We start from the raw sequence: 26,178 nt of genomic DNA on the forward strand, positions 1-26,178 counted from the left end.
TCGTAAAAAAAGTCTTAGTAAAGACGCGTACGACGAGCGTTATCACGAGACAGTTTTTTCGCGTGACGCTTTACCGCAGCAGCTTTCTTGCGTTTACGCTCTGAAGTCGGCTTTTCATAGTGCTCGCGACGACGAACTTCAGACAGAACACCTGCTTTTTCACAAGAGCGCTTAAAGCGACGCAAAGCTACGTCAAACGGCTCGTTTTCTTTCACTTTAACGACTGGCATTAAAAAATCACCTCGGATAAATTATCTATTTCGGTTAAAAGTTAACCACTACGGGCTCAATTGGTGCTAAATTGTACCGACTCAGATTCGGCTTGTAAAGTCTTATCCGACGCTTCCCATCCTGAATCATTATCGCTAAGCAACTCGCGGACTGGCGCAGACTCCAGTAATAACTTACTGACTAAATCCTGCAAATTATTTGGTTTTTGTTTATAAGAGAGTCCAAACTGCCACAACTGCGGGCCTACCGACTTTGTGCTTTTCGTTAAAAGTCCTTGAAAAGTGATTGTATCATCGCTGTTTTTTACTCTTACTTCAGCCGGCAACTCTTGATCAGTATGGGTATCGATAGGCAAGGTGCCGCGGTAATTAAAAGCTATACCCTTATCGGAAATGTCGACAACCTTTCCTGAAAAAGGGTCACTGAGTTTATCTTTCAACCGAAATTGCAGATTAGCCTCACAGTTCACCGCAATTCTTGGTGATGATCTTAATACTTGAATGTCTGCCTCTCGGGGATAACTGACAAATATTAATTTTTGTGGGTACTGAGTAATGTGCAAAATATCACCAACGCCGGTTATCTGTTCTCCGGCATGAGACACCGTTTTCAGACCAACCGTTTTTTCCGAGACCAGCAGCGGCAAAGCATCTTGCCAACAATACTGTCTGGACAGCTCTAAAATAAGGTAATCTGGGTACTGTTGCCCCACCAGCGTCATATTTAGGCGTTTGTAACCGTCGTTATGTTTAATTTGGATTTCAACAGATTGCCTGAATCCACTGTTTGCTAAAACATCATTGATTGCCTGCATCAGTGCTAACTCCTGCTTTATTATTTTTATAAAGTTCATCATAGCTTAAATTTGCTATTTTTTAACCAGTTGGTCAATTAATTTTCAGTGATGTCAATTGACGTCGTTTTTTCAACAGTTCATTAACACCGTGGCTAAGCCTGTTGTTTGATGCTCGTCATCGTTAAACTAGTCGTCGGCTTAACAGTAAGGATGAAAATTTGGCTGAAGAACATCCAGACACAACTTTTCCTTACCCAATACCGGCACGTTATCGGTGCATTAGGTTATTGGGGCAAGGTGGTAGCGGTTTGGTTTATAAAGCCCACGATCAACGTTTAAACCGCAATGTTGCCATTAAGTTTGCACGTTCGCCCTCTATTGTCAGTCGTCATAGATTGGTCAACGAGGCTCGCTTATTATCGAGTGTTGATCACCCTGCGCTTTGCCGGGTTTTTGATGTTGGTGAGCCTGAAATTCCTTCATCATCGCTGTTTATGGTGCTTGAATACATTGAAGGTAAACCACTCAGTAAGCTGCAAAAATCAATGTCGGTTTATGACACGGTGAAAGTTGTTCACTCGCTGACTGAGGGCGTGTGCCTCATGCATGAAGCCGGCTATGCACACAATGACATCAATTTACACAACATTATGCTACGCGTTGAGGCTGAAAATGCCCCCCAACACAATAAAGAGGCGGTTTTAGTTGATCTCAGTATTGCGGCGCCAAGTTCGCCGGCAAGCATTCAACGGGATATCTATCAGCTGAGTTCTCTGCTTCTCTTTTTGTTGACCAAAATGAAGCCCGAACATTTCTTCCAGCAACCCATTACATACCAAGGTCAAATTCCCTCGAATTTAAGCCGTATGATTAAACAAGCACTCTCGTTAGAACCAAACTCACGCTTTCGCAATTGCGATGATCTGCGCCAAGAGCTCAGCAGCTGGCTTAATCGTTATCAGTCTAAAAAGCGAATTTTTAAATTTGCCGCTGCTAATGTCACCGTTGCAGCCATTATTGTTCTTATTTTTGTTTTTTTACGTGAACCAACAACAGAACACTTATTTGAGAGTTACTCAACTGAACAGAACCATTACGAACATGCACTGGTTTTTGCGCATTATTCTCAACACTTAGCCAACGATGGCTATACCCAGCAAGCCGCTGACCAAGCTGAGTCAGCACTGATTCATTTTGATGACTTAATTTCGGATAGACCCAACAAACTGAACTACCACGGAAAACGCGCTGAATTTATCCTAAACTCAGAAAAGCTGTTTAGTAACGCTCAGCTAACCACCATGTTACTAAATGCGATTAACGAGTTTGGAGAAACCGAAAGTTATGACGATGCCCCGGCTGCCCATTACTTTTTAGCAAAAATGTATCTGGGCCTTGCCCGGCTGAATAGTGAGCAGCCGCATCTGGTTGAAAGGTGGAAGGGCTCGGCGGCGCATTCGATAAATGCAGCGATCAAACATCGGCCTGATGTTGACCGCTACCGGGAATTACATAGTGAAATACGTCAATATCAATCCAGCGGCGGTACGGATTGATCTCTTAGCTGGTAAAATTCCTGTACGAATTCATCAAAAGTCCCCGTATCCAGGGCATCGCGCATATCACTCATCACTTTTTGATAAAACCGCAGATTATGAATGGTATTCAGGCGCGAGCCCAGCATTTCATTGGTGCGATCTAAGTGATGCAAGTACGCGCGTGAGTAGTTTTTGCAGGTATAGCAATCACAGTTGCCATCTAACGGCGAGGTATCTGTGCGATGAACGGCATTACGAATTTTAACGACGCCCGAACTGATAAACAAATGACCATTACGGGCATTTCGGGTCGGCATAACGCAGTCGAACATATCAATACCGCGCCGCACAGCTTCCACTAAGTCTTCCGGTTTGCCCACGCCCATTAAATAACGCGGTTTTTGTTCCGGCATTTGCGGCGCGGTGTGCTCCAGAATTCGCATCATATCTTCTTTCGGCTCGCCGACCGACAGGCCGCCAATTGCGTAGCCATCAAACTCAATATCAGTCAGGCCTTTTAAGGAGATATCGCGAAGCTCTTCGTACATTCCACCCTGGATAATGCCAAACAAAGCCGCTTTACTATCGCCATGTTCTTGCTTTGAACGTTCGGCCCAGCGCAACGACAACTCCATTGAACTGCGTGCTTCCCCCTGAGTGGCCGGAAAAGGCGTACACTCATCAAATATCATGACAATATCTGAGCCGAGTTCGCGCTGAACCTGCATAGATTTTTCCGGGGTCAGCATGATTTTTTCACCGTTAATAGGTGAGCGGAAAGTCACGCCCTCCTCGGTAATTTTGCGCAGCTCTCCCAGACTGAACACCTGAAAGCCACCCGAGTCGGTCAAAATAGGCTTATCCCAGTTCATGAAGTCATGCAAGTCACCATGTTGCTGGATAATTTGGGTACCCGGGCGCAGCATTAAGTGAAAGGTGTTACCCAGACAAATTTGTGCGCCGGTTTCCTTCACTTCTTCCGGTGTCATACCTTTTATCGTACCCAGGGTACCTACCGGCATAAATGCCGGTGTTTCTACGGTTCCGCGCTCAAACACCATGCGCCCGCGACGCGCACGCCCACTGGTTTTATCTAATTCAAATTTCATTGTCATAAGTGTTCACTTCAGTGTATTAAGTTTAGCGCTGCAACAGCATAGCATCGCCATAACTAAAGAAACGGTAGCGTTCTTTAATGGCCTCATTATAGGCTTTCATAATCAAATCACGACCTGAAAATGCCGAAACCAGCATAATGAGCGTGGACTCCGGCAAATGAAAGTTAGTGATCAGGCTATCGACCACTTTAAATTCGTAACCGGGAAAAATAAAAATATCGGTGTCATCAAAAAAGGAGTCAATGATTTCGCACGTTGCAGCCTGAGCGGCTGATTCGAGTGAGCGAACCGACGTGGTGCCCACAGCGACAACTCGTCCACCCGCAGCCTTTGTTTGCTTTATAGCATCACAGGTTTCGGCACTGACTTTAGCGTACTCGCTGTGCATAACGTGGTCATTAATGTCTTCAACACGCACAGGCTGAAACGTACCTGCGCCTACGTGCAGGGTTACATAGGCAAAGTTTACGCCCTTGTCCCGCAGCTGTTGCAAAATATCATCGTCAAAATGCAGACCTGCGGTTGGTGCCGCAACGGCACCCGGTTCACGGTTATAAACAGTCTGATAACGCTCTTTATCGGAGCTTTCGTCCGGGCGGTCAATATAAGGCGGCAGCGGCATGTGCCCATGTTGCTCGAGCAATTCTAAGACCGTTTCGTCATGCTCAAACTTCAGTTCAAAAAGAGCGTCATGGCGGTCCAGCATGGTGACTTTTACATGGCCTTCTAACACTAATTCAGCGCCCGCTTTAGGCGCTCGGTTGGCGCGAACGTGAGCCAATACACGGTGATCATCCAGTAAACGTTCAACCAAAACTTCAACTTTACCGCCAGAGACTTTCTCGCCCAGCAGGCGAGCCGGAATAACCCGGGTATCGTTAAACACCAACAAGTCTCCGGCATTTAGTTCATCAACAATATTTTTGAAGTGTTTATGTTCTATGCTGTTTTCACTCGAGTTAACCGAAAGTAAACGACTTGCACTGCGCTGTTCCTGCGGATAGCGCGCAATCAGTTCGTCGGGTAGCTCAAATGAAAAGTCACTGACTTTTAGAGAAGAATGATTCGTATGTGACATATCCGCGCTGCAATTGCGATAGGTAATAATGCGCGAATTTTACTGCAAAGCAGGCAGCCTGTCACTGTTACAGGCTGCCTGTTTGTCGCAAGCTTAATCGACGCCGAAAATTGCTTTTAGAATGTAGAAGAAAATAATCGACATAATGGCGCCTGCCGGCAAGGTCACCACCCATGAAATAACAATGTTGCGGACAACACCTAAGTTCAAAGCGGCAATACCGCGAGCCATGCCAACACCCAGTACAGCACCTACCAGCGTTTGCGTGGTTGAAATAGGTAACCCGGTACCGGAGGCAAGAACCACCGTTGTCGCAGCGGCAAGCTCTGCGGCGAAACCACGGCTTGGGGTTAAGTGCGTAATACCATTACCAATGGTTGCAATAACACGTTTTCCCAGCATGGCCAGACCCGCAACAATACCAATGCCGCCTAAAGGTAATACCCACCAGGCCAATTGTGCTTTACTGGCTATGTCACCGCCACTGGTTACCACACTGACGACAGCGGCAAGCGGACCAATAGCATTGGCAACATCGTTTGAACCGTGCGCAAAAGCCATTGCACAGGCAGTTACAACCATCAGCACTGCAAAAACTTTCTCCACGTTGGTGTAATGCATGTCAATGTCATCAGATGGGTTAAATTTGAGCCGCTTAATCGCAATTTTGCCAATAATAAACACGACAAAAGCAACCGCTATTGCCCAAAGGTACCCTTCTAAGCTTCCGAGATCTAAACCTACATGCTTCAGGCCTTTCTTTATCGTCACCAGAGAGATAACAAAGCCTGCTAACCCCATATAAAATGGTACATAGCGTTTCGCCATTTCCAGCGGGTTTGATCGGTCAAAGATCAGCTTTTGCGCACTCATAAATATGAGATAGGCAATAAAGCCGGAGATGGCAGGGGTGACGACCCAGCTTCCAACCACCCCCCCAACTTTAGCCCACTGCACGGATTCCATACTGACACCAACAGCAGAAAATCCAACAATAGCACCAATAATCGAATGAGTGGTTGATACCGGCCAGCCAAGATAGGAAGCGAACATTAGCCAAAAGCCAGCGGCTAACAGAGCGGAAATCATACCAAACACCAGCAGTTCAGGCTGATCCACGAAATACGCGGAATCGATAATACCTTTGCGAACGGTATTGGTGACTTCGCCGCCGGCCAGATAAGCGCCGGCAAACTCGAATATCATGGCAATGACAATGGCTTGCTTAATTGTCAGTGCTTTTGAACCAACCGAGGTACCCATGGCGTTAGCAACATCGTTTGCACCGACACCCCAGGCCATAAAGAAACCGAAAACTGCGGCCATCCCGATAAGCAGGAGGCTGTAGCTAGAAATAATATCCATCAATCAGACTCCGCTTAGACGCGTGCTAGCATCAGTTCAAAACGTGCACCTACTCGCTCGGCTAAGTCGGCTAAATCGCCAACCCAGTCCAAAATGCGGTATAAGAACATCGCATCAAGTGGGTTCATATCCAGTTCAATTTTACGCAGATCCTGACGCAATTTTATTTGAAGTTGGTCGGTATCAGCTTCAATTGCATCAAGTTCTATAATAAAGTTGTCGACAAGCTCGCGTTCACGACCTTTGAATCCGGCTTCCAACAAGTCATCAAACTCGCCAATGGTTTCGCGAGCTTTATCGGTTGCATCCAGACAACGACTTAAATAAGCGTCAAAATCTTTTACTAATGGCTCTGGAATGATCAGTTCGCGTCCGGTGACCAGACCGGAGATATCTTTGGCTTTATTGGCAATTTTGTCCTGCTGAGAGACAAGCTCGAGCAAATCCGCACGCTCTACCGGCATAAATAAGCCACCAGGGAGGTTCAGACGGATTTTACGTTTCATATCATCCGCGTTTGATTCGTGTTTTACGATGGTTGCACGAGCCACTTCTGCACTCTGCCAGTCCTTCGAATAAACCGCTTTAAAGAAATCTCTAAGCGCATAAGCGCAGCGGTGCACTTCATCCATGTGCTCAATCATCGGTTTAATTGGAGATTTAGCAAATACCCCAAGAAATGAGTTTACTGACATAACATTATCCGATTTCTTCAGCCGATGTTAGCTGGCGCGAATATTAGCGAAATCTAGGGATAAAGAAAACCGTAAGATTTGATTAATTACTCAAACATTAAATGCCCGTTCTATTTCCACTCTTTGAGTGCCCACCTGCGCTTCCACTTGTCTTAACAACTCATGCGCGTTATTCATTTCGTTCACTAATTGCTGCAACTGAACTGAAAAACCGTTAACTTTGTCTGCTTGCTGCTCCGCTAACCGGAATGAGGTTTTAGCTTCTTCGGTTGAAGCCTGCGCCTGAGTCGAAACCTCATTTGCAGTTTCTACCAAGCGTTCAACGAATTGCTGCTGGGAATCGCTGGCTTCGGCTATTTCCTGGTAACCATTTTCAATGGAAAGCGATGCCTCGGTTAACTGGTTCAAAGAATCATTAATGCCACCAAGAGAAGACTGCGTTTTTTGCGCCAACTGTCGGACTTCATCAGCCACCACTGCAAAACCGCGTCCTTGCTCACCTGCTCTGGCTGCTTCAATTGCCGCATTCAGTGCCAGCAAGTTGGTCTGATCCGCAATACCTGAAATAATAGACAGTGCGTCTTTTACCTCTTTTACCGAGTGGTCCAGCTCTTCGGCGGAACGCTTGGCCGTTTTAATTGCTTTTTCATTCAGCTCTGAGGCGCTTTTTAATTTAAGAATATGCTGACGGCTATGTTTCATTGAGTCTTGCGTGTCCAGTGCATTCTTTTCAAGAGTATTGGTGCACTGGTTGAGTTCTTGAGTTAGCTCGCTTAAATCCTCAATGCCCTGGATAGTTGTGGAAGCTGATGCCTGCGTGTCTGCAGATGACTGAACAATTTGCTGTAATTCTTGTATGACTCGTTTTAACGCTTCATTGACCACCGTCATTTGCTGAGACTTTTCCTCGTCGCGGCGCTGAGTTTGTTCCAGAATACCGTTAAAAAATGAAGCGATTTCGGCCATTTCTGTATCGCGATCGGCGTTCGGTAAGTAGTTTAATTCTTTTTTTCTCAGCAAAGTCTCCATGGCATCACGCAGACTCCTCAAAGGCGTCAGTACCATACGTTTTAGCAATACAAAGTTCAGTATCGAAAACAGCAGCAAAACAGCGACTAAAGCAATCAGAGCCAGCTTTATCTGCATCAAACTAGCTTGCTGTTTTTGCAAAAGTTTCTGCTCTACTTCTACGGCTAAAGATTGAACAGTCGCGATATCATCGGAAATTGAATTGAAAGCCTGCTGGCGAGACTGAATAAGCTTTAAGGTTGAAGATAGTTCATTAGGGTAACGCCGAACTAAATTACTCATCTCTGAAATTATTTTTGGACCCAGTTCTTTCGCTTCTTTTGCCACCAACATCATAGACTGGTCAGGCAGCTCTTCTTTTACGCCCAGTTCCGGTAACTGCTGTAACCGTTCTATTTCTTTTTCGATTGCTTTAAGCACTTGCCTTAATGCTTGCTTATCTACCTCGTCGCTGAACAGCCGCTCTCTTGTGTGCACCAAATTAGCAATTAACAGCACTAAATCGCTCCCAATACTGAGGTAACTTTCTGCCGCCGATGGGTTATTGCTACTGCCTTTTTGTGCATAGTCGAACAAGCTTGATAATTCGTTAAACATCGAGCGTTCTGCATTGACCAGCAACGCAGATTCTTGTCCAGAAAGCTTTCCTATCGCACGATAATCACTTGAAATTCGAGTGCCAATAATATTCAGCTGTTTTTGTATAGACCGGGTACCTGGTAAATTCAAGGCATCTAGTTCTGCACTAACCTCACTGACTGAAACTTCAGCCTTGTTCAACAAAAGTGCGTTACCAGATTGTAAATAACCACTGAGTTCAGTTACAACCTCAACCATTAGCTTCTCTTTTATAGACGAATAAACCTCTTGCTGTTGCTCAAATTGCCGCAGCTGGTTATTTGCCCATATAAGCACAGACAAAAACAATAAAGACAAACCCAGCAGAGAAAATGAAGAACTACGACTAAAAGTTGAAACGCGCATAAACCAGCCCTGTAGAGAATAGAGAACCAGTTTAAGACGGTTTTATGACATGTTAATGAAAAAAGCCGTGGCAATAGCCACGGCTTGTCGGTTATCAACTCGCAAATTCTAAAAAGAGTAAACCAGAGTAACTGCTGTTTCTGTATCCAGCTTTTCAATGCTTTCATCTGAAACGTGAGAGTTATGGTTTGCTCCCAGTGACAACTTCATTGCCAGTGAACTGTTAATATTCGCTGAAACGGAAAACTCTGCTTTGCTCTTGGTATTGTCCTCACCAACTTCTGATGACAACAACGCATTAAAACGAGAATTTTCACTAATTTTCCAGTTCAATCCACCCGCTAAACGCAAGATCATCGAGCCTTCTGACTGGACTGAGGGCTCATTGTCAGTTTGCACGGGCTTAGTTCTCGAATAACCCGGACCAATTTCGTAGTCAGCGTAAATATCGTCATTGTAACGATAACGGGCACCATAACCGGTTGCTACCGTCGCCTGATATTCGAAACCACTAAATTCGTCGTCTTCATAGGAACCGAACACAAACATTGAGTCACGACTGTCAGGAGCAAACTTATAGTTCGTCTGAGCCGATATAAACATGCGGTCCGCAGTTTCTACACTATCTCCGGTCTCCTGGTCTTCCTGTTCTGCTGTGTAGTAATCAAAAACACCTTTATGGCGCCAGTTTTGAATGTCGCGCGACGCATTGAACTTGCCTTTCAGGCTTTCGGTCTTAGTATTCCCAGAAGTGTAAAGTAAACCAAATTCAGCGCTGGCTTCCCACTGCTCAACAGCTTCTGTATCAACGTCCTTTGCGTCGTCAAACATAAATGTTTGCGCACTGACCGCTGCAGGTAAAAACAAACTTGCGAATAATAAAGAAAATCGCACACTAACCTCGTTATTTGTGTCTTTTACAAAGCGCCTGCGTTACTTAACAATCGCGTCTAATTCGCCGTTGTCGTAGCGCTGAAACATTGACTCTAAGTTAATTGGCTTAATTTTACTGGCCATACCGGCACAACCAAAGGCTTCATAGCGCGCCCGGCAAATATCTTCCATAGCCGTTGTTGCCGCCATGAAGAATTTACGCGGGTCAAAGTTTGACGGATTTTCAGCCAAATGACGACGAATAGCACCTGTTGAAGCCAAACGTAAATCGGTATCGACGTTGACTTTACGCACGCCATGTTTAATTCCTTCCTGAATTTGCTCAACCGGTACCCCGTAAGTTTCCGGGATCTCGCCACCAAATTCATTAATAATTTTAAGCCACTCTTGTGGGACCGATGATGAACCATGCATGACCAAGTGTGTACCCGGAATGCGGCGGTGAATCTCTTTAATGCGATCAATGGCTAAAATATCACCAGTTGGTGGGCGGGTAAATTTGTAGGCACCATGTGAAGTACCACAAGCAATAGCTAGCGCATCAACATGAGTCGCTTTCACAAACTCAGCAGCTTCCTCCGGGTTAGTCAGTAACTGCTCGTGCGACAGTTTACCTTCGGCACCGACACCGTCTTCTTCACCCGCTTCACCGGTTTCAAGAGAGCCTAAGCAACCCAGCTCACCTTCAACAGAAACACCGCAAGCATGCGCCATTTCTACGGTTTGCTTGGTAACTTTTACGTTGTAGTCATATTCAGCAGGAGTTTTACCGTCTTCCAGCAATGAGCCGTCCATCATAACGGAGCTAAAGCCCAGTTGAATAGAACGCTGGCAGACCCCCGGAGATGTACCGTGATCCTGATGCACAACCACTGGAATATGTGGCCATTCTTCAACTGCCGCCTGAATTAAATGGCGCAGGAAAGGAGCACCGGCGTACTTACGAGCGCCTGCTGAAGCCTGCACAATAACCGGGCTATCAGTTGCGTCAGCCGCTTGCATAATTGCACGCATCTGCTCAAGATTGTTGACGTTAAATGCGGGTACACCGTAGTTATGCTCTGCGGCATGATCTAGTAACTGTCGTAATGACACCAGGGCCATAAAAATACTCCTTAATTAAAAACTTGTTTTCAGGCGTCTTTAGCCCGTTCTTGTAAAATTTCTACGGCCGGTAATGTTTTACCTTCCAGAAATTCCAGGAACGCTCCGCCACCTGTTGAAATATAACTTATCTTATCAGCGATATCGTATTGGTCAATTGCAGCCAGAGTGTCGCCACCACCGGCAATTGAAAACGCATCACTTTGTGCAATGGCATTGGCAATGTTTTTTGTCCCCTGCCCAAATTGCTCAAATTCAAAAACACCGACCGGGCCGTTCCAGACAATTGTGCCGGCGTTTTTCAACATAGACGCTAATTGTTCTGCTGTTTCAGGACCAATATCAAAAATCATGTCATCATCAGCAACGCTATTAACGGCTTTAATTTCGGCTTTTGTCTCTGCGCTGAATTCTTTGCCGGTTACCACATCCAGCGGTAAAGGAATATCGCCGCCTTTGGCTTTAGCCTGCGCCATTAAGCGGTTGGCCTCATCGGTTAAGTCAGCCTCATACAATGATTTACCCACGTTATGGCCAGCGGCTGCAACAAAGGTGTTAGCAATTCCGCCACCCACAATCAGCTGATCAACAACACCCGACAGCGACTCTAATACGGTGAGTTTGGTTGAAACCTTTGAACCACCGACAATGGCTACTAACGGCCGCTTCGGTTCTTCCAGCGCTTTACCCAGAGCTTTTAATTCACCGGCCAGCAATGGCCCGGCGCAAGCAACAGGTGCGTATTTAGCAACACCGTGAGTCGATGCCTGTGCACGGTGTGCGGTACCAAAGGCATCCATCACGTAAACATCACACAGCTTCGCTAACTTTTTAGCCAGCTCGTCATCGTTCTTTTTCTCGCCAGCATTAAAGCGAACGTTCTCAAAAACTACGAGTTCTCCGGCGTTCAACTCAACACCATCGAGGTAGTCTTTACTCAACCGAACAGAACAATCCAGCGCGCTTTTTAGGTAGTCAACCACGGGTTGCAGCGAAAACTGCTCATCGTATTCGCCTTCCGTTGGACGCCCCAGATGAGACATCACCATGACTTTAGCCCCCGCTTTCAAAGCCTTTTGAATACTTGGCAGTGCTGCTTTTAGTCGCGCATCGGAGGTTACTTTTCCATTTTTAACCGGAACGTTTAAATCTTCCCGAATCAGGACGCGTTTGTTATTTAAATCCAAATCGGTCATAGCAATGACAGACATGTAATACCCTCTCTAAACTGAATGTTCTGTTTGTTTAGCCATTGTTTTTGCGGTATCCAGCAAACGACTGGCGAATCCCCATTCGTTGTCACACCAACACAGCAACTTAACCAGCCGTTTATGACTGACACGAGTTTGCGTGCCATCAACAATGGATGAATGCGGGTCATGGTTAAAATCTATTGAGACTAAAGGCTCTTCAGTATAGTCCAGTATTCCGGCCAGCTGCTGTTCGCTGTGTTCGCGCAAAACCTGGTTGATTTGCTCAATAGTCGCGTCACTGTTTAACGTAACGCTCAAGTCCATTGCGGTCACATTAGTGGTTGGCACCCGCACAGCAATGGCCTCAAAACGCCCTTCTAAGTGCGGTAATATACGTTCAATGCCTCGTGCTAAACGCGTATCCACCGGAATAATAGAACGCCCGGCGGCGCGGGTTCGGCGCAAATCCGAATGGTAGGCATCAATAACCTGCTGGTCGTGCATAGCGGAGTGAATGGTTGTAATGGCGCCGGAATCAATACCAAAAGCGTCGTCCAGCACTTTGATCACCGGCACTATGCAGTTTGTTGTGCAGGAGCCGTTAGAAACGACTTTATGCTCAATAGTAAGCTCTTTCTCATTCACTCCGTAAATTGCAGTGAAGTCAACGTCGGGCTTGCCCGGGTGAGAAAACAGCACGCGCTTTACGCCTTGCTGAAGGTAGAGCTGGCCATCGGCCTGACTGCCGAATACGCCGGTGCAGTCGATGACAATATCAACGTGATGAGCGCACCAGTCAATGGCTTCAATTTCAGTCTGATGGGTCAAAGCTATAACATCGCCGGCGACCGTTAACGTATCACCCGATTGCGACACTTTTTCGCCAAACCGTCCGTGGCTGGAGTCGTATTTCAGTAAATGCGCTATCGCCTCCGACGCGGCAGGTTCGTTAATCAGCACCACCTGCACACTGTCACGGTAATTATTCTCATATAAAGCGCGCAAAAAGCTGCGGCCAATACGACCAAAGCCATTAATCGCAATACGAGTCGGTTCGCTCATTTATGCTCCTAACAAACGTTTAGCCGCTGCCACAACATTGTCGATAGTAATACCAAAATGCTGATATAAATCGACCGCCGGCGCAGACTCACCAAAGGTTTTCATGCCCACCACTTCGCCGTTAAGACCAACATATTTGTACCAGAAATCGGTGATACCGGCTTCAATCGCAACGCGCCGAGTAACCTCTGATGGCAATACCGATTCTTTGTAATCGGTATCCTGAATATCAAACACGTTAGTTGATGGCATAGACACAACGCGCACTTTATGGTTCTGATCGGTGAGCTGTTCATAGGCGTTCATGGCTAAATCAACTTCCGAGCCAGTGGCAATCAGAATCACTTCGGGCTGGCCATCGCAATCTTTCAGAATGTAACCGCCACGGGCAATATTGGTTAGTTGCTCGTCGTCGCGCCCTTGTTGCTGCATTCCCTGACGGCTAAAAATTAAGGCAGATGGGGTTTTACTGCTTTGCACTGCCGCCCCCCAGGCAACCACTGTTTCAACCTGGTCGCATGGGCGCCAGCATTGCAAATTAGGCGTTTGCCGTAAGTTAGCCAGTTGCTCAACCGGCTGATGGGTAGGTCCATCTTCACCCAGTCCGATAGAGTCGTGGGTGTAAACAAAAATACTCGGCTGCTTCATCAGCGCCGACATGCGCACCGCATTACGGGCATATTCCATAAACATCAGGAAAGTCGCACCATAAGCCTTAAAACCGCCGTGCAAGGTTACGCCGTTCATAATGGCTGACATACCAAACTCGCGTACCCCATAAAAGACATAGTTACCACTGCTATCATCCGCAGTAATGCCCTTCGCATTGTTCCATAATGTCAGGTTTGATCCAGCCAAGTCAGCAGAACCGCCTAACAGTTCAGGTAACTTCGGACCAAACTCATTCAAAACATTTAGCGACGCTTTTCGTGTGGCGATAGCTTCTGGGCTGCTTTGCAGTTGTTTCGCATAATTGTGTACTGAATTCTCAAAGCCTTCCGGCAATTCGCCATTCAGACGACGCTTCAGTTCTTTTGCCAGCTGCGGATACTCGTGCTCATAAGCAACCCAGCGCTTATTCCAGGAAGACTCAACCGCCGCCCCTTTATCCGTCGCCGACCATTGCTGGTAAACATCTGCCGGTACTTCAAAAGCGTCGTGCGGCCAGTTCAATTGCTTGCGCGCAGCGACAATTTCGTCATCGCCTAAGGGCGCACCATGACAGCTCTCAGAGCCCTGTTTATTCGGTGCTCCGAAGCCAATAACGGTTTTACAAATAATCAGCGTTGGTTTGTCCTGGTGAGCGCGGGCGCTCTCAATTGCTTGTGTGATTGCCGCTGAGTTGTGTCCGTCAATTTGGTTAATCACGTGCCAGCCATAAGACTCGAAACGCTTCGCGGTATCGTCGGTGAACCAGCCATCAACCTCTCCATCAATGGAAATGCCGTTGTCATCGTAAAACGCAATGAGCTTCCCCAGACCCAGGGTACCCGCCAGTGAACACGCTTCGTGCGAAATGCCTTCCATCAAACAACCGTCACCCAGGAAGGTGTAGGTGTAATGATCAACAATCTCATGATTTTCACGGTTAAACTGCGCGGCTAATACTTTCTCAGCCAGAGCCATCCCCACGGCGTTTGCAAGTCCCTGTCCCAGCGGTCCGGTAGTCGTTTCCACACCCGCAGTGTAACCATATTCAGGGTGTCCGGGAGTTTTTGAATCTAATTGGCGGAACTGTTTCAAGTCCTCAATGCTGAGATCATAACCTGTCAGGTGAAGTAATGAGTAAATCAACATTGAACCGTGACCATTTGATAAGACAAAACGGTCACGGTCAGCCCAGCCGGGGTTATTGGGGTTATGCTTTAGGTAGTCACGCCAAAGGACTTCTGCGATATCTGCCATACCCATGGGCGCTCCGGGGTGGCCTGATTTAGCTTTTTGAACCGCATCCATACTGAGTGCACGGATAGCGTTGGCGATATATTGACGATCTGACATGAAAAACCCCCTGGAAGATGAAGAGCAACTTGCGATGCGCGTATTCTCCACATTTCAGGGGGTACAAGCAAATTTATAGGCGAATTATTGTTTAAATATCAGCCTGTAAATCGGCGGCTTTGTCGGTTTTTTCCCAAGGGAATTCGTCCCGGCCAAAGTGCCCGTATGCAGCCGTTTGATGGTAAATTGGACGCTCCAGGTCAAGCATTTTAATTAATCCGTAAGGGCGTAAGTCAAAATGGCGACGGATTAATGCAATTAATTGTTCCTCTGAGTACTTTGATGTACCAAAGGTATCAATGCTAATAGACGTTGGTTCTGCCACCCCAATGGCGTAAGAAATTTGTAGCTCGCAACGTTCAGCTAAGCCAGCCGCCACCAGGTTCTTGGCAACATAACGCGCCGCATAAGCTGCACTGCGGTCAACTTTGGACGGGTCTTTACCGGAAAATGCACCGCCACCATGGCGCGCCATACCACCGTAAGTGTCGACAATAATTTTACGCCCGGTAAGACCGCAATCCCCCATAGGGCCGCCGACAACGAAACGCCCGGTTGGGTTAATGTGGAACTGTGTGTCTTTGGCAATCCACTGCTCCGGCAATACCGGTTTAATGATTTCTTCCATCACCGCTTCACGCAACGTTTCCTGAGCAATATCTTCTCTATGCTGAGTGGATAACACAACGGTATCGATAGCCACCGGCTTACCGTTTTCATAAACAAAGGTCAGCTGACTTTTAGCATCCGGGCGTAACCAATCTAAAAGTCCGCTTTTCCGCACTTGTGCCTGACGCTGCACAACCCGATGCGCGTAAGTCACAGGCGCAGGCATTAATACTGAAGTTTCGTTTGAGGCGTAACCAAACATCAAGCCTTGATCGCCGGCGCCTTGCTCTTCTGGTTCCGCACGATCAACGCCTTGATTAATATCGTGGCTCTGTTTGCCAATAGCATTCAGAACGGCACAAGACGCACCGTCAAAACCCATATCTGAATGATTATAACCAATGTCTTGGATTGTCTTACGGGTCAAGTCGTCGATATCAACCCAGGCTTCGGTGGTTATTTCGCCACCAACCAGAACCATTCCGGTTTTGACAAAGGTTTCACAAGCCACCCGGGATTTTGGATCTTCTGCTAAAATAGCGTCTAAAACCGCATCGGATATTTGGTCGGCAATTTTGTCCGGGTGCCCTTCGGACACGGATTCTGATGTAAATAGGTGACGCGACATAAACCCACTATTCCTTAATTTTGATGAAATCGGTTAATACTGGCTGCATAATATAATCGATCATTCTTTTTTTTTCTACTTCTGGACGTCTGAAAGTCTGGTTAAGGCTGGTGAAATGCGAGTACCACGGATCTATCATCCGGGCCCTATAACGTTACAATCTGAAATTGAATTGAGTCGGGATGCGTTTCAGCACCTGATCAAAGTCCTGCGTTTAAACGTAGGGGATACCATTGTTCTATTCAATGGTGATGAGCAGAATTACGAAGCAACTATTGCCTCAGTTGAGAAAAAATCAGCACATTTTATAGCAACCCGCAGTCAGGCTAATAAGTCAGAATCACCGGTCAATATTCATTTAGCACAAGTCATTTCGCGCGGTGACCGCATGGATTTTGTACTGCAAAAGTCAGTCGAATTAGGCGTAACAGAAATAACCCCGCTGTTCAGTGAGCGTTGCGGAGTAAAACTCAATGGAGACAGGCTTGCAAAGAAGCAGCTACAATGGCAAAAAATTGTCCGTTCAGCTTGCGAACAATGCGGTCGCAGTGTGGTTCCTAAAGTGAAACCAGCACTGCAGTTAAGTGACTTTATTGAAGACGCCTTCGCGGGGCTTCGCCTGACTTTAGATCCAACCGCGAAAAAACCGCTGTCTTCATTTCAGCAAGCCGATAAAGGAATACAATTACTCATTGGTCCTGAAGGCGGTTTTACGGATGACGAGGTCAGTAATGCTGAACAACAAGGATTCAAACCGATGCGTTTAGGCCCGCGAGTGTTAAGAACAGAAACCGCCGCGCTCTCAGCGCTAACCGCCGTGCAATATCAGTTTGGCGACTTAAGCTAAAGGAGTTTACATGAAAAAGTTAGCTATGGTGATGGATCCAATCGCCGCCGTAAAAACCGAAAAAGACACCAGTTTTCGTTTGCTGTTGGAAGCTCAGACGCGGGGTTACCAATGTTTTTATCTGGAGCTGGGTGACTTAGTCATTGATAACGGCCAGCCCATGGCATTTGCCCGGGAAATTGAAGTTCGCGATCAAAAAACTGATTTTTACAGCTTAAGTGACAGCACGTATCGTCCGCTGGAAGATTTTGATGTCATTATGATGCGCAAAGAACCACCTTTTGACAGCGAGTTTCTATACGCGACACAAATTCTGGAATTAGCCGAGCAACGCGGTAGTCTGGTAGTGAATAAGCCTCAGAGCCTGCGCGACTGTAACGAAAAACTCTTTACCTCATGGTTCGCGGATTCTATTGCCGACACTCTGGTCAGTTCCAGATCCGATGTCATTAAAACCTTTCATAAAAAACACGGTGATGTCATTTTAAAACCTCTGGATGGTATGGGTGGCGCTTCAATTTTTAAAGTCGGTGCCGATGGCAGTAACTTAAGCGTTATTATTGAAACTTTGACCGACAAAGGTCAGCGCTACGCTATGGTGCAAAAGTATTTGCCTGAAATTAAAGACGGCGACAAACGCATTCTGATTATTGATGGTGAGCCGGTACCTTATTCGCTCGCTCGTATTCCCAGCGCCGGCGAAACCCGTGGTAACCTGGCCGCAGGTGGCAGCGGCCGTGCCCAGTCATTGTCAGACAGCGACTGGACGCTTGCCCGTAAAGTCGGCCCTGAACTGAAAAAACGTGGGCTGATTATTGTAGGGCTGGACGTTATTGGTGACCGTATTACCGAAATTAATGTCACCAGCCCCACCTGTATGCGTGAAATTGAAAACGCTTATGACATTAATATCGCTGAATTAGTGTTCCGGGCCGTAGAAGCAAAGTTGAATTGAAATTCAACTATGCGTCCCAACAGAGTTAACAGAGATTATCGTTAAGGAGTCGTTGAATCGATGAACAATTTGCAGAATCATTTTTTGATAGCAACCCCAATGCTGAACGACCCGATGTTTAAACGGACCGTGACGTATATCTGCGAACACAACGAAGAAGGGGCCATGGGCTTAGTGATAAACCAGCCTGCAGATATGAGAGTTACTTCGCTGCTGGATAAACTTGAAATTGTTTATCCAGAAAATAACCAGCACCTGCAAGGCAATGTTTATCAGGGTGGGCCTGTTGGTAAAGAACGCGGATTCGTTATTCACCCTCCTCAGGACAACTGGCGCGCCAGCCAGAAAATGAGTAATGACATCATGGTCACCACCTCGCGCGACATTCTGGAAGCATTAGGGTCATCGGCTGCGCCACCGCAATTTTTATTGACCTTGGGTTACGCAGGCTGGGAAGCCGGACAGCTGGAAGAGGAACTGGGTCAAAACTCCTGGCTGGCTATTCCGGCTGATCCTGAACTTTTATTCACGACACCATCCAGCCAGCGCTGGCAAAAAGCTACAGACCAGCTGGGGTTTGATGTGTGGCAACTGGGACCGGATGTTGGGCACGCATGAGCACCGTTATTGGCTTTGATTTTGGTACCAAAAGTATCGGCGTTGCAATTGGTCAGACAATAACTGCAACAGCTTCACCATTAGCGGCTATCAAAGCAAAAGAGGGCATACCCGACTGGCAGCTTATTGAAAAGTTGTTTGCTAAATGGCAGCCGGAGCAACTGGTTGTCGGTCTGCCTTTAAACATGGATGGTACCGAACAGCCGTTGACTCAACGAGCAAAGAAGTTCGGCAATCGATTGCATGGTCGCTTTGGTTTACCGGTGGCTTTTCAGGATGAACGGTTAACTTCAACCGCTGCTCGCGAGAGCTTATTTAACCAAGGCGGTTTCCGAAAATTGGACAAAGGGCTTGTCGATAGCCAAGCCGCCCTCATTATTGTTGAAGATTTTATGAACGCTTATTTGCCAAAAAGCAATAATTCGTTATAGTGTTGTTAGTGATAAACTGATGCGACAGGAGCTGGCCTTGTTTGGTAATGAAGAACCCTATTCAGTGACAGGTAATACTCTTTTACTGAAAGACGAAAATAAAAAACTGCTTTTAATTACTGGTCCCCGTTACCAAAATATATTGGTTTCGCGAGCTTTAGTAGAGCTTACCGATATGCCGGCCGAACGCCGTCCGGGCATTAAATTAGTCCCACTACAGGACATCTTTAAAAAAGACAAGACGTATTTTTTCATCCGTTCCGGCGGTGTTGAGTATCAGGTTGACCTTAAATTTGAAGACAGTCCTATTACTGAAATGAAGTTTTAGAGGCTGACAGGAGTAACCAGAATGACACGTAAACTTTGTGCTACTGTCTGGTTACTCTTATTCTTTCCCTTAACGGCTAGCAGCCAAAACTTCTTTCAGCTCAATGAAAGCGATGACGGCCAACTTAATTTTTCTTACCAGTGGCGTGATTTTGATAACCGCCAACAAGCTTTTACCTTCCAGGTTGATAAAAAAGATTTCTTACTGCCGTTGAAACGCTACCGGGGATTTAACCTTGAGCGAAGCCAACGCGAGCTTGCTCACCAACTCAATCGTTATATTCGTCAACAGCAATGGCAGGGTATTCAGGCGCGCTTAACCCCTCGCCAACAGTCGGTTGAAATGATTACAGCCAATGCCAGAACACAGCAGAAACGACAGCAGCTTAACGATTATAAAAAGCGTTTACGCACATACTACAATGAGCGTTGGAGCGACTACCTGGAAGCTAATTATTACCGTAAACTCACTCTGCCTCCGGGGGAGCAGGGTATTATCCCTGATCATCCGGCCATAGCGCGCGAAGTCACTCCCACAATACGACCGCTGATACAGGCGATTGGAGAACAACTGGGTAACAATACACAGCGCAACTACATTAATTTTATCGCCAGTTTTATTCAGCAAATTCCTTATAACGATTTAAACAACAAGCTGGATAGTCGCGGCGACGGATTCGTTCCGCCAAACCAGTTGCTCTACTACAACCAAGGCGATTGCGACAGCAAAGTCACCTTAATGACGGCAGTTATACAACAAATTATTGAAACACCCCAAATGGCTATCATTTATCTGCCTAAACACGCCGTCTTTGGTATTTCCATAAGCCGGCGATCTGAAGACACTACGGTTAAGCATGACGGCATTAATTATGTCCTGGTTGATGTCACAGGCCCTGCCGCTATGCCTTTGGGCCAGGTCGGTGACCAGACAGAATTCCAGGTCAGCACCGGACAATACACCGTCGTGCCGCTTAACTGACTACAAATGTTCTTCGGCAAACTGCGCCAATTGACTTCGCACCACGCCATTTAAGTTGATTGTCGCACTGCCCGGATAGTCTTTAAATCGCTCGACAATATAAGTCAGGCCGGAGGTAACAGCCGTTAAATAATAACTATCAATTTGCGCCAGGTTACCCGACACCACTAACTTAGTGTTTTCGCCACAGCGAGTGATTAAGGTTTTTAACTGAGATGCGGTTAAATTTTGCGCTTCATCTAAAATGACTATAGCGTTCTGGATGCTTCGCCCACGCATAAAGTTTAATGATTTAAACTGAATATTGGCCTTTTTCATAATGTAGTTCAGACTCGATTCCATGCTCTCATCCTGTTTATGCAGAGCCTCCAGCGAATCTGTTATTGCCGACAACCAGGGCGCCATTTTCTCTTCTTCGGTGCCCGGCAAATAACCAATCGATTCAGCAATTTCGGGCGTATTGCGAGTCACGATAATTTTTTCGTAAATTCCCTGCTCCACCACCATTTGTAAGGCCGCAGACAGAGCCAGAAACGTTTTGCCACTGCCTGCCGGGCCGGTCAGAATAACCATATCCATGCTGGTATCAAGTAACGCATGCAACGCCATAGCCTGATAAATGTTTTTGGGGTGAACGCCCCAGGCGCCATAAGACATCATGCGTTCAACACTCAAATCCATTAAGGTGACGGTTTGGTTATTGTACTCTTCTACTCGCGCAGCAAAATTATTGGTGGAATCAATAAGGTATTCATTGGCAAAAATTTGCGGCAGTAATTCACGGCTTACGGTGTGGTAAGCGTCCCGGCCTTCCTGCTGAGTCTGTACTTCACCAACCTGCGACCAGAAATCGCCCTCAAACTGGTAAAATCCTTTGGTCAGCAAACGAATGTCGTCAATAAGCTGGTCGGTACGATAATCTTCAACGTATTTCATACCCGCGCCTTTCGCTTTCAGGCGCATATTAATATCTTTGGTCACCAGCACCACACCAGCCGGTGTGCGCTCGCGTTGAATTTTCAGGGCCGCCTGAATAATTCGATGATCATTTTCACGCAAAGACAACATCGATTCAGTTTGCTCCAGCTGATAGTCAGGAAAAATAGCCAGAGTTCCATTAGCCTTATGTTCGCCATGCATGCGGTTTAAAGGCACTCCGGCAACAATTTCCTCAGGGGTCGCCTCTTTCAGCACTTCCTCTAACGAGCGAATAGCCACACGAGCTTCACGGCTGACATCCTTGTTGCGGTCTTTTATCTTGTCCAGTTCTTCCAGAACGACCATGGGGACAATCACGTTATGTTCATCAAAGTTAAGGAAAGCAAGTGGGTCGTGCAGAAGAATATTGGTATCCAGAATAAAGAACTTGCCGGTGTTTTTAGTCATTAGCGCATACCTATACTTGTGATTATTCTTTTCTTACAGCTTAGCCTAAAATTCATGACAGAACGGTGACAGAAATAAATTTTTCCTCGGAATTAGTGTATGAATTGCGTACCATTGCGACCATAGAAAACAGCGTGCGGGAGTGTGTAGTGAGTGAGTTTAGAGTTGGACAGCGTTACTTAAGTGAAACAGAGACCGAGTTAGGGCTGGGCATGATTACCCAGGCCGAAGGTCGTCACTTAACCTTGATGTTCCCCGCAACCGGTGAAGTGCGACTGTATTCGGCTCAGGAGGCCCCTTTGGCTCGCTATCAACTCCAGGTTCAGCAGCAAGGTAAACATGCTGAAGGATGGAGTTTTACCATCCAGGAGTTGACTGAGTCACAAGGCATTGTGACCTATCACGGAGTGCACAATGACACGCAAGAGTCAGTCGTTGTACCTGAAACTCAACTCTCTCACCAAGTTGACAGCAACCCGGCATTAACCCGCTTACTGGCCGGTCAGGCTGATCGGCTCGACATGTATCAGCTACGCTGCGAGGCCAGTGAACATCTGGCACATCATCAGGCCAGTGAAGTGGCGGGGTTATTAGGTGTTCGTACCCATTTACTGCCACACCAGTTGTACATTGCTAAAACGGTTGCTGACCGTTATCACCCACGGGTGTTGCTGGCTGACGAAGTGGGCCTCGGCAAAACCATTGAAGCCGGTATGATCATTAAACGCCGGCTGACCACCGGACGTTCACAGCGTGTACTTATTGTGGTGCCGGAATCTTTAATGCACCAATGGCTGGTCGAACTCCGCCGCCGCTTTGCGCTCAACTTTACCCTGTTCGATGACGAGCGCTGTGAACAGGCAGAAGTGGACAATGAAAACCCGTTTCTGACCGAGCAACACATTATTATCAGCAGCCGCTTTATGCATGAATCCCGCTGGAGCCAGGCGCTGCCTGAAGCCGAGTTTGATCTGCTGGTTATTGATGAAGCTCATCATCTGCAACCTGATGCGCCTGAGTTCAGTACAGTTAAAAACCTCTGCGAAGCGGTACCCGGTTTGTTGCTATTAACCGCAACGCCTGAACAAGAAGGTGCCGAAGGACATTTTCAGCGTCTGCAGTTATTGGACCCGGATAGATTCTCCGACTTTGCCAGTTTTCAGGAAGAACAAGCACACTACAAAGAACTGGCAAAACAGGCCGAGTCGGTTACAGATTCGACTGAGCTTGATGACTTACTGGATAAACATGGCACGGGTCGCGTTATGTTCCGCAACCGCCGCGCCGACATTGGCGGTTTCCCGCAACGTCATTTTCATCCGGTAGAGCTGGATGAGTGCGAACCCGATGAAGATATGCCCTGGTGGATGGAAGATCCGCGTATTGACTGGTTACTGGAACACATAAAACAAAACCGCTCGGGAAAAGCGCTGCTGATATGCAAAACAGCAGAGCAGGTGCTGGACTTATCCGAAGCCTTACGTGTACTGGCTGGCGTGCAAGCCGCCACTTTCCATGAAGGAATGACACTAACCGAACGCGATCGCTCAGCCGCCTTTTTTGCCAGTGAGGAAGACGGCAGCCCTATTTTACTGTGCTCGGAAATTGGCAGCGAAGGCCGGAACTTTCAATTCGTGCACCAATTGATCCTGTTCGATTTGCCGACCAACCCAGACCTGCTGGAACAGCGTATCGGCCGTTTAGATAGAATTGGTCAACAACAAGACATTGATATCTATCTGCCTTATTGCCAAGCTTCAACCGAAGCGATACTGCTGCCCTGGTACGAACAGGGAATGAATGCCTTCCGTCAATGTAATGCTATAGGTCGTAAGTTATACGATGCTTTTGGCGCAGATATTGAGCAGGCTATTGCCGAACATAAACCACTGAGCGATGACTTGTTACAGCAAACGACAGAGCTGCATAGCACCTGGCTAGAACGCAACCGCGACGGTCAGGATAAACTGCAGGCTTTGAATGCGTGTCGTCCTGAAACCGCAGAAAGAATCATTGCACAAATTAATAGCGACAGCGATACAGACACGCTGGCCGACTTTATGATTGCCTTCTGCGACCGCTTTGGTATTAACAATGAAGTGCTGGATGAGGAGCGCTGGTTTATCCGTCCGGGCGAGCATATGCGTGTTGGTAGTCTGCCCGGGCTGCCGGACGATGGTGTCACCGTAACCTTTGACCGAATTACTGCGCTTAACTTTGAAGACACCGATTTTCTCAGCTGGGATCACCCGATGGTGCAGGCCGCACTGGAACTATTAACGACAGACGACTTTGGCAGTACTTGCGTTGCCGAACTGAAAAACCCAGCTATTCCGGCCGGTAACTGGTTCCTGGAGCTGGACTTTGCCAGCCTGGTGCCGGCACCTAAAGCCGCAGCGCTGCAGGAGTTTTGTCCACAGCAAAGCTTACGTTTGTTATTTAATGGGCAAGGCCAGGAGCTTTCTGCCAAAGTCCCGCGCGAGCTTTTGGATCAACAAGCCAGCTTTATTGATAAGAAAACAGCCCGTCAGATACTGCGGCAACTGCGCAAATCCGCGCAAAAACTGATCCATTCAGGCCAACAACAAGCACGTGACTGGCAACAAAACGAGCTTGAGCAGGTAAAACAAACTGCGCTGAACGCCTTACAACACGAACGCACCCGACTGCTTGATTTGCAGCAGAAGAACCCATCGGTGCGTAGCAGCGAAATAGAAGCCATAAACTGGCGTGAAGAGCAAATCACTTCTGCTCTTGAGCGCCCGCAATTATCGCTACAGTCTGTCCGTATTCTAATCAATAATCATTAATGACGCTGCTTCATTATCAGCCACCAACAACCCCGTTTCTCAAAACACTTTATGAGGACGCCCAGTTGCTGGTGGTTAATAAAGCGCCCGGAATACTCAGCGTTCCAGGCAAACGGCCTGAGCACAAAGATTCTGTTTACGCCCGGGTTCAGCGGGTACATCCGGAAATTAGAGTGGTTCACCGACTGGATATGGCAACTTCTGGCATTTTGTTGCTGGCCAAAACCAAAGCGGCGCAAAGCCACCTGAACCGACAATTTCAGAACCGCACGACGCAGAAAAAATATAGGGCAAGAGTGTGGGGTCAATTGCCCGCTTGGCAGGGAGAAATAGAGCTGCCACTGTCTTGCGACTGGCCTAACCGACCTCGCCAGCACATGGATTTTTCCATCGGCAAGCCCAGTACAACCTTTTATCGGGCTATTACATTCGATGGCCGCTGCAGCGATGTTGAACTAACCCCTCATACCGGCCGCTCACATCAGCTTAGAGTGCATCTGCAGGCCATTGGCTGCCCTATATTAGGCGATAAGTTCTATGCACACAGCGAAGCCTTTTCAGCGGCTGAACGGTTGCTACTGCACGCTGAATATCTTGCCGTAACGCATCCACAAACTGAACAGCCGATAGAGTTCCATAGCCCCGTTCCGTTTTAATATTTTGCACTCAAGCTGTCAGCGCAGTGGCCGATATAAGCTGCATGAAACGCTATTCATTAATACTGCTGGCGGCTCTTTGCAGCGGCCCTGCAGTAAGCCAGGACGACCTCGAACGTTATTTACCTCAAGACCAGTTACACTGGTTGTCCGGTGATAACGACGAGCGCTATTTGGCCCTGAAAAAGGAATACCTGCAAGCCTTTGAACGCGGTCAAATCTTACTTTTACCCGACTGGCACTATCATCCGTTGCAGTCTTTTTATATTCGTCCGGTTTATGAAAACGCGCCTGATTTTGGCTGGACCACCTGGGCTTTAACTCCGCCTGACAATGACATCCGTACAGACAATCTGCAAACTCCCGCTAGTAGAACGCACTTCCCCGAGGCTGCGGATGAAGAAGTCTTTACGCCGCTGATGGGCGCCTTGCAACAACGCATAACTTTACTGCTTGAAGAAACAATAAGCCGGCCGGGATTCTCGGTGTGGGTGGTTGAAGGTATTACCGCCGATATCACCTTGCGGTTGCTTGAAAACGAACCAACCCTAATGCCTGACGCTATTGTGTTAATTAATGCGTACATACCGCAATTTCAGTACAACCGGGAGCTTGCCGATCGTGTCGCTCAGTCACAACTGCCGGTACTGGATATTCGCAGCGCTGAAGCTAACCGCTGGATTAACGAACACTGGCAACTGCGTAAAAAGCTGGCCAATAAATACCAACACCCGGCTTACCGTCAGCGACAATTGGTCAGTTCCGGTAATGCCGGGCAGCGTGAATTAACCGCCACCATAAAAGGGTGGCTAGAGTTCCACGGCTTCTAGTGGCTATTGTT

The 26,178-nt window shown here is 47.2% G+C and carries 24 protein-coding genes; 10 read left to right on the top strand and 14 right to left on the bottom strand.

Features of this window, described 5'->3' with window-relative positions:
- Positions 1 to 14: 14 nt before the first annotated feature.
- Positions 15 to 230, bottom strand: coding sequence for a 30S ribosomal protein S21 (gene rpsU / locus L8G48_RS08205; protein ID WP_011235429.1), 216 nt, complete (start codon positions 228 to 230; stop codon positions 15 to 17).
- Positions 231 to 286: 56 nt separating this feature from the next.
- On the bottom strand, positions 287 to 1,045 hold the full coding sequence (locus L8G48_RS08210; RefSeq protein WP_248264117.1) for a PilZ domain-containing protein: 759 nt from the start codon (positions 1,043 to 1,045) through the stop codon (positions 287 to 289).
- Positions 1,046 to 1,245: 200 nt separating this feature from the next.
- On the opposite strand from L8G48_RS08210, the gene L8G48_RS08215 reads away from it, so the two are divergent.
- Positions 1,246 to 2,583, top strand: coding sequence for a protein kinase domain-containing protein (locus L8G48_RS08215; RefSeq protein ID WP_248264118.1), 1,338 nt, complete (start codon positions 1,246 to 1,248; stop codon positions 2,581 to 2,583).
- Here L8G48_RS08215 and tgt read toward each other — a convergent pair.
- From tgt to metK, 11 genes are all read right to left on the bottom strand, one after another.
- A complete protein-coding gene (gene tgt / locus L8G48_RS08220) occupies positions 2,559 to 3,674 on the bottom strand; it encodes a tRNA guanosine(34) transglycosylase Tgt (RefSeq protein WP_248264189.1) in 1,116 nt (371 codons plus the stop codon). The genes L8G48_RS08215 and tgt overlap by 25 nt on opposite strands.
- Positions 3,675 to 3,705: 31 nt before the next feature.
- Positions 3,706 to 4,761, bottom strand: coding sequence for a tRNA preQ1(34) S-adenosylmethionine ribosyltransferase-isomerase QueA (queA, locus tag L8G48_RS08225; protein WP_248264119.1), 1,056 nt, complete (start codon positions 4,759 to 4,761; stop codon positions 3,706 to 3,708).
- A 93-nt stretch (positions 4,762 to 4,854) separates the two neighbouring features.
- Entirely contained in the window at positions 4,855 to 6,126 is a 1,272-nt protein-coding gene (locus L8G48_RS08230; protein ID WP_248264120.1) for an inorganic phosphate transporter, read from the bottom strand.
- A gap of 14 nt (positions 6,127 to 6,140) precedes the next feature.
- On the bottom strand, positions 6,141 to 6,821 hold the full coding sequence (locus L8G48_RS08235; RefSeq protein WP_248264121.1) for a TIGR00153 family protein: 681 nt from the start codon (positions 6,819 to 6,821) through the stop codon (positions 6,141 to 6,143).
- A gap of 90 nt (positions 6,822 to 6,911) precedes the next feature.
- Positions 6,912 to 8,834 (bottom strand): methyl-accepting chemotaxis protein, encoded by a 1,923-nt coding sequence (locus L8G48_RS08240; RefSeq protein ID WP_248264122.1) that lies wholly within the window; start codon positions 8,832 to 8,834, stop codon positions 6,912 to 6,914.
- Positions 8,835 to 8,942: 108 nt separating this feature from the next.
- Positions 8,943 to 9,728, bottom strand: a complete 786-nt coding sequence (locus L8G48_RS08245) for a DUF481 domain-containing protein (protein ID WP_248264123.1) — start codon at positions 9,726 to 9,728, stop codon at positions 8,943 to 8,945.
- 39 nt (positions 9,729 to 9,767) lie between these two features.
- A complete protein-coding gene (gene fba / locus L8G48_RS08250; RefSeq protein ID WP_248264124.1) occupies positions 9,768 to 10,832 on the bottom strand; it encodes a class II fructose-bisphosphate aldolase in 1,065 nt (354 codons plus the stop codon).
- Between the two features lie 29 nt (positions 10,833 to 10,861).
- The gene (locus L8G48_RS08255; protein WP_248264125.1) at positions 10,862 to 12,043 is read right to left on the bottom strand and encodes a phosphoglycerate kinase; all 1,182 of its coding nucleotides are present in this window, start codon (positions 12,041 to 12,043) and stop codon (positions 10,862 to 10,864) included.
- 12 nt (positions 12,044 to 12,055) lie between these two features.
- Positions 12,056 to 13,087 (bottom strand): erythrose-4-phosphate dehydrogenase, encoded by a 1,032-nt coding sequence (gene epd, locus L8G48_RS08260; RefSeq protein ID WP_248264126.1) that lies wholly within the window; start codon positions 13,085 to 13,087, stop codon positions 12,056 to 12,058.
- The gene (tkt, locus tag L8G48_RS08265) at positions 13,088 to 15,088 is read right to left on the bottom strand and encodes a transketolase (protein ID WP_248264127.1); all 2,001 of its coding nucleotides are present in this window, start codon (positions 15,086 to 15,088) and stop codon (positions 13,088 to 13,090) included.
- A gap of 91 nt (positions 15,089 to 15,179) precedes the next feature.
- Positions 15,180 to 16,325: a methionine adenosyltransferase gene (gene metK, locus L8G48_RS08270; RefSeq protein WP_248264128.1), complete on the bottom strand. Its 1,146-nt coding sequence runs from the start codon at positions 16,323 to 16,325 to the stop codon at positions 15,180 to 15,182.
- Positions 16,326 to 16,440: 115 nt separating this feature from the next.
- Here metK and L8G48_RS08275 point away from each other — a divergent pair, with 115 nt between their 5' ends.
- From L8G48_RS08275 to L8G48_RS08300, 6 genes are read left to right on the top strand one after another with little or no spacing between them, the layout of a single operon-like run.
- Positions 16,441 to 17,172 carry a 16S rRNA (uracil(1498)-N(3))-methyltransferase gene (locus L8G48_RS08275; protein WP_248264129.1) on the top strand — a complete coding sequence of 244 codons (732 nt, stop codon included), beginning with the start codon at positions 16,441 to 16,443 and terminating at the stop codon, positions 17,170 to 17,172.
- 10 nt (positions 17,173 to 17,182) lie between these two features.
- Positions 17,183 to 18,127: a glutathione synthase gene (gene gshB, locus L8G48_RS08280; protein ID WP_248264130.1), complete on the top strand. Its 945-nt coding sequence runs from the start codon at positions 17,183 to 17,185 to the stop codon at positions 18,125 to 18,127.
- A gap of 60 nt (positions 18,128 to 18,187) precedes the next feature.
- Positions 18,188 to 18,745 (top strand): YqgE/AlgH family protein, encoded by a 558-nt coding sequence (locus tag L8G48_RS08285; RefSeq protein WP_248264131.1) that lies wholly within the window; start codon positions 18,188 to 18,190, stop codon positions 18,743 to 18,745.
- Positions 18,742 to 19,176 (top strand): Holliday junction resolvase RuvX, encoded by a 435-nt coding sequence (gene ruvX / locus L8G48_RS08290; RefSeq protein WP_248264132.1) that lies wholly within the window; start codon positions 18,742 to 18,744, stop codon positions 19,174 to 19,176. Before L8G48_RS08285 ends, ruvX begins: the two co-directional genes overlap by 4 nt.
- Positions 19,177 to 19,195: 19 nt before the next feature.
- Positions 19,196 to 19,504, top strand: coding sequence for a hypothetical protein (locus tag L8G48_RS08295; RefSeq protein WP_248264133.1), 309 nt, complete (start codon positions 19,196 to 19,198; stop codon positions 19,502 to 19,504).
- Between the two features lie 21 nt (positions 19,505 to 19,525).
- Positions 19,526 to 20,485: a hypothetical protein gene (locus L8G48_RS08300; RefSeq protein ID WP_248264134.1), complete on the top strand. Its 960-nt coding sequence runs from the start codon at positions 19,526 to 19,528 to the stop codon at positions 20,483 to 20,485.
- Here L8G48_RS08300 and L8G48_RS08305 read toward each other — a convergent pair whose 3' ends face one another.
- Entirely contained in the window at positions 20,486 to 21,871 is a 1,386-nt protein-coding gene (locus L8G48_RS08305) for a PhoH family protein (RefSeq protein WP_248264135.1), read from the bottom strand.
- A 149-nt stretch (positions 21,872 to 22,020) separates the two neighbouring features.
- Here L8G48_RS08305 and rapA point away from each other — a divergent pair, with 149 nt between their 5' ends.
- The 3 genes from rapA to L8G48_RS08320 are packed head-to-tail and all read left to right on the top strand — an operon-like array spanning position 22,021 to position 26,167.
- On the top strand, positions 22,021 to 24,681 hold the full coding sequence (rapA, locus tag L8G48_RS08310) for an RNA polymerase-associated protein RapA (protein WP_248264136.1): 2,661 nt from the start codon (positions 22,021 to 22,023) through the stop codon (positions 24,679 to 24,681).
- On the top strand, positions 24,681 to 25,337 hold the full coding sequence (locus L8G48_RS08315; protein WP_248264137.1) for a pseudouridine synthase: 657 nt from the start codon (positions 24,681 to 24,683) through the stop codon (positions 25,335 to 25,337). The genes rapA and L8G48_RS08315 overlap by 1 nt, the downstream gene beginning before the upstream one ends.
- 44 nt (positions 25,338 to 25,381) lie before the next feature.
- Positions 25,382 to 26,167 (top strand): DUF3530 family protein, encoded by a 786-nt coding sequence (locus tag L8G48_RS08320; protein WP_248264138.1) that lies wholly within the window; start codon positions 25,382 to 25,384, stop codon positions 26,165 to 26,167.
- Positions 26,168 to 26,178 lie beyond the last annotated feature (11 nt).

The organism is Idiomarina aminovorans (assembly GCF_023155095.1).
Lineage (GTDB): Bacteria > Pseudomonadota > Gammaproteobacteria > Enterobacterales > Alteromonadaceae > Idiomarina > Idiomarina aminovorans.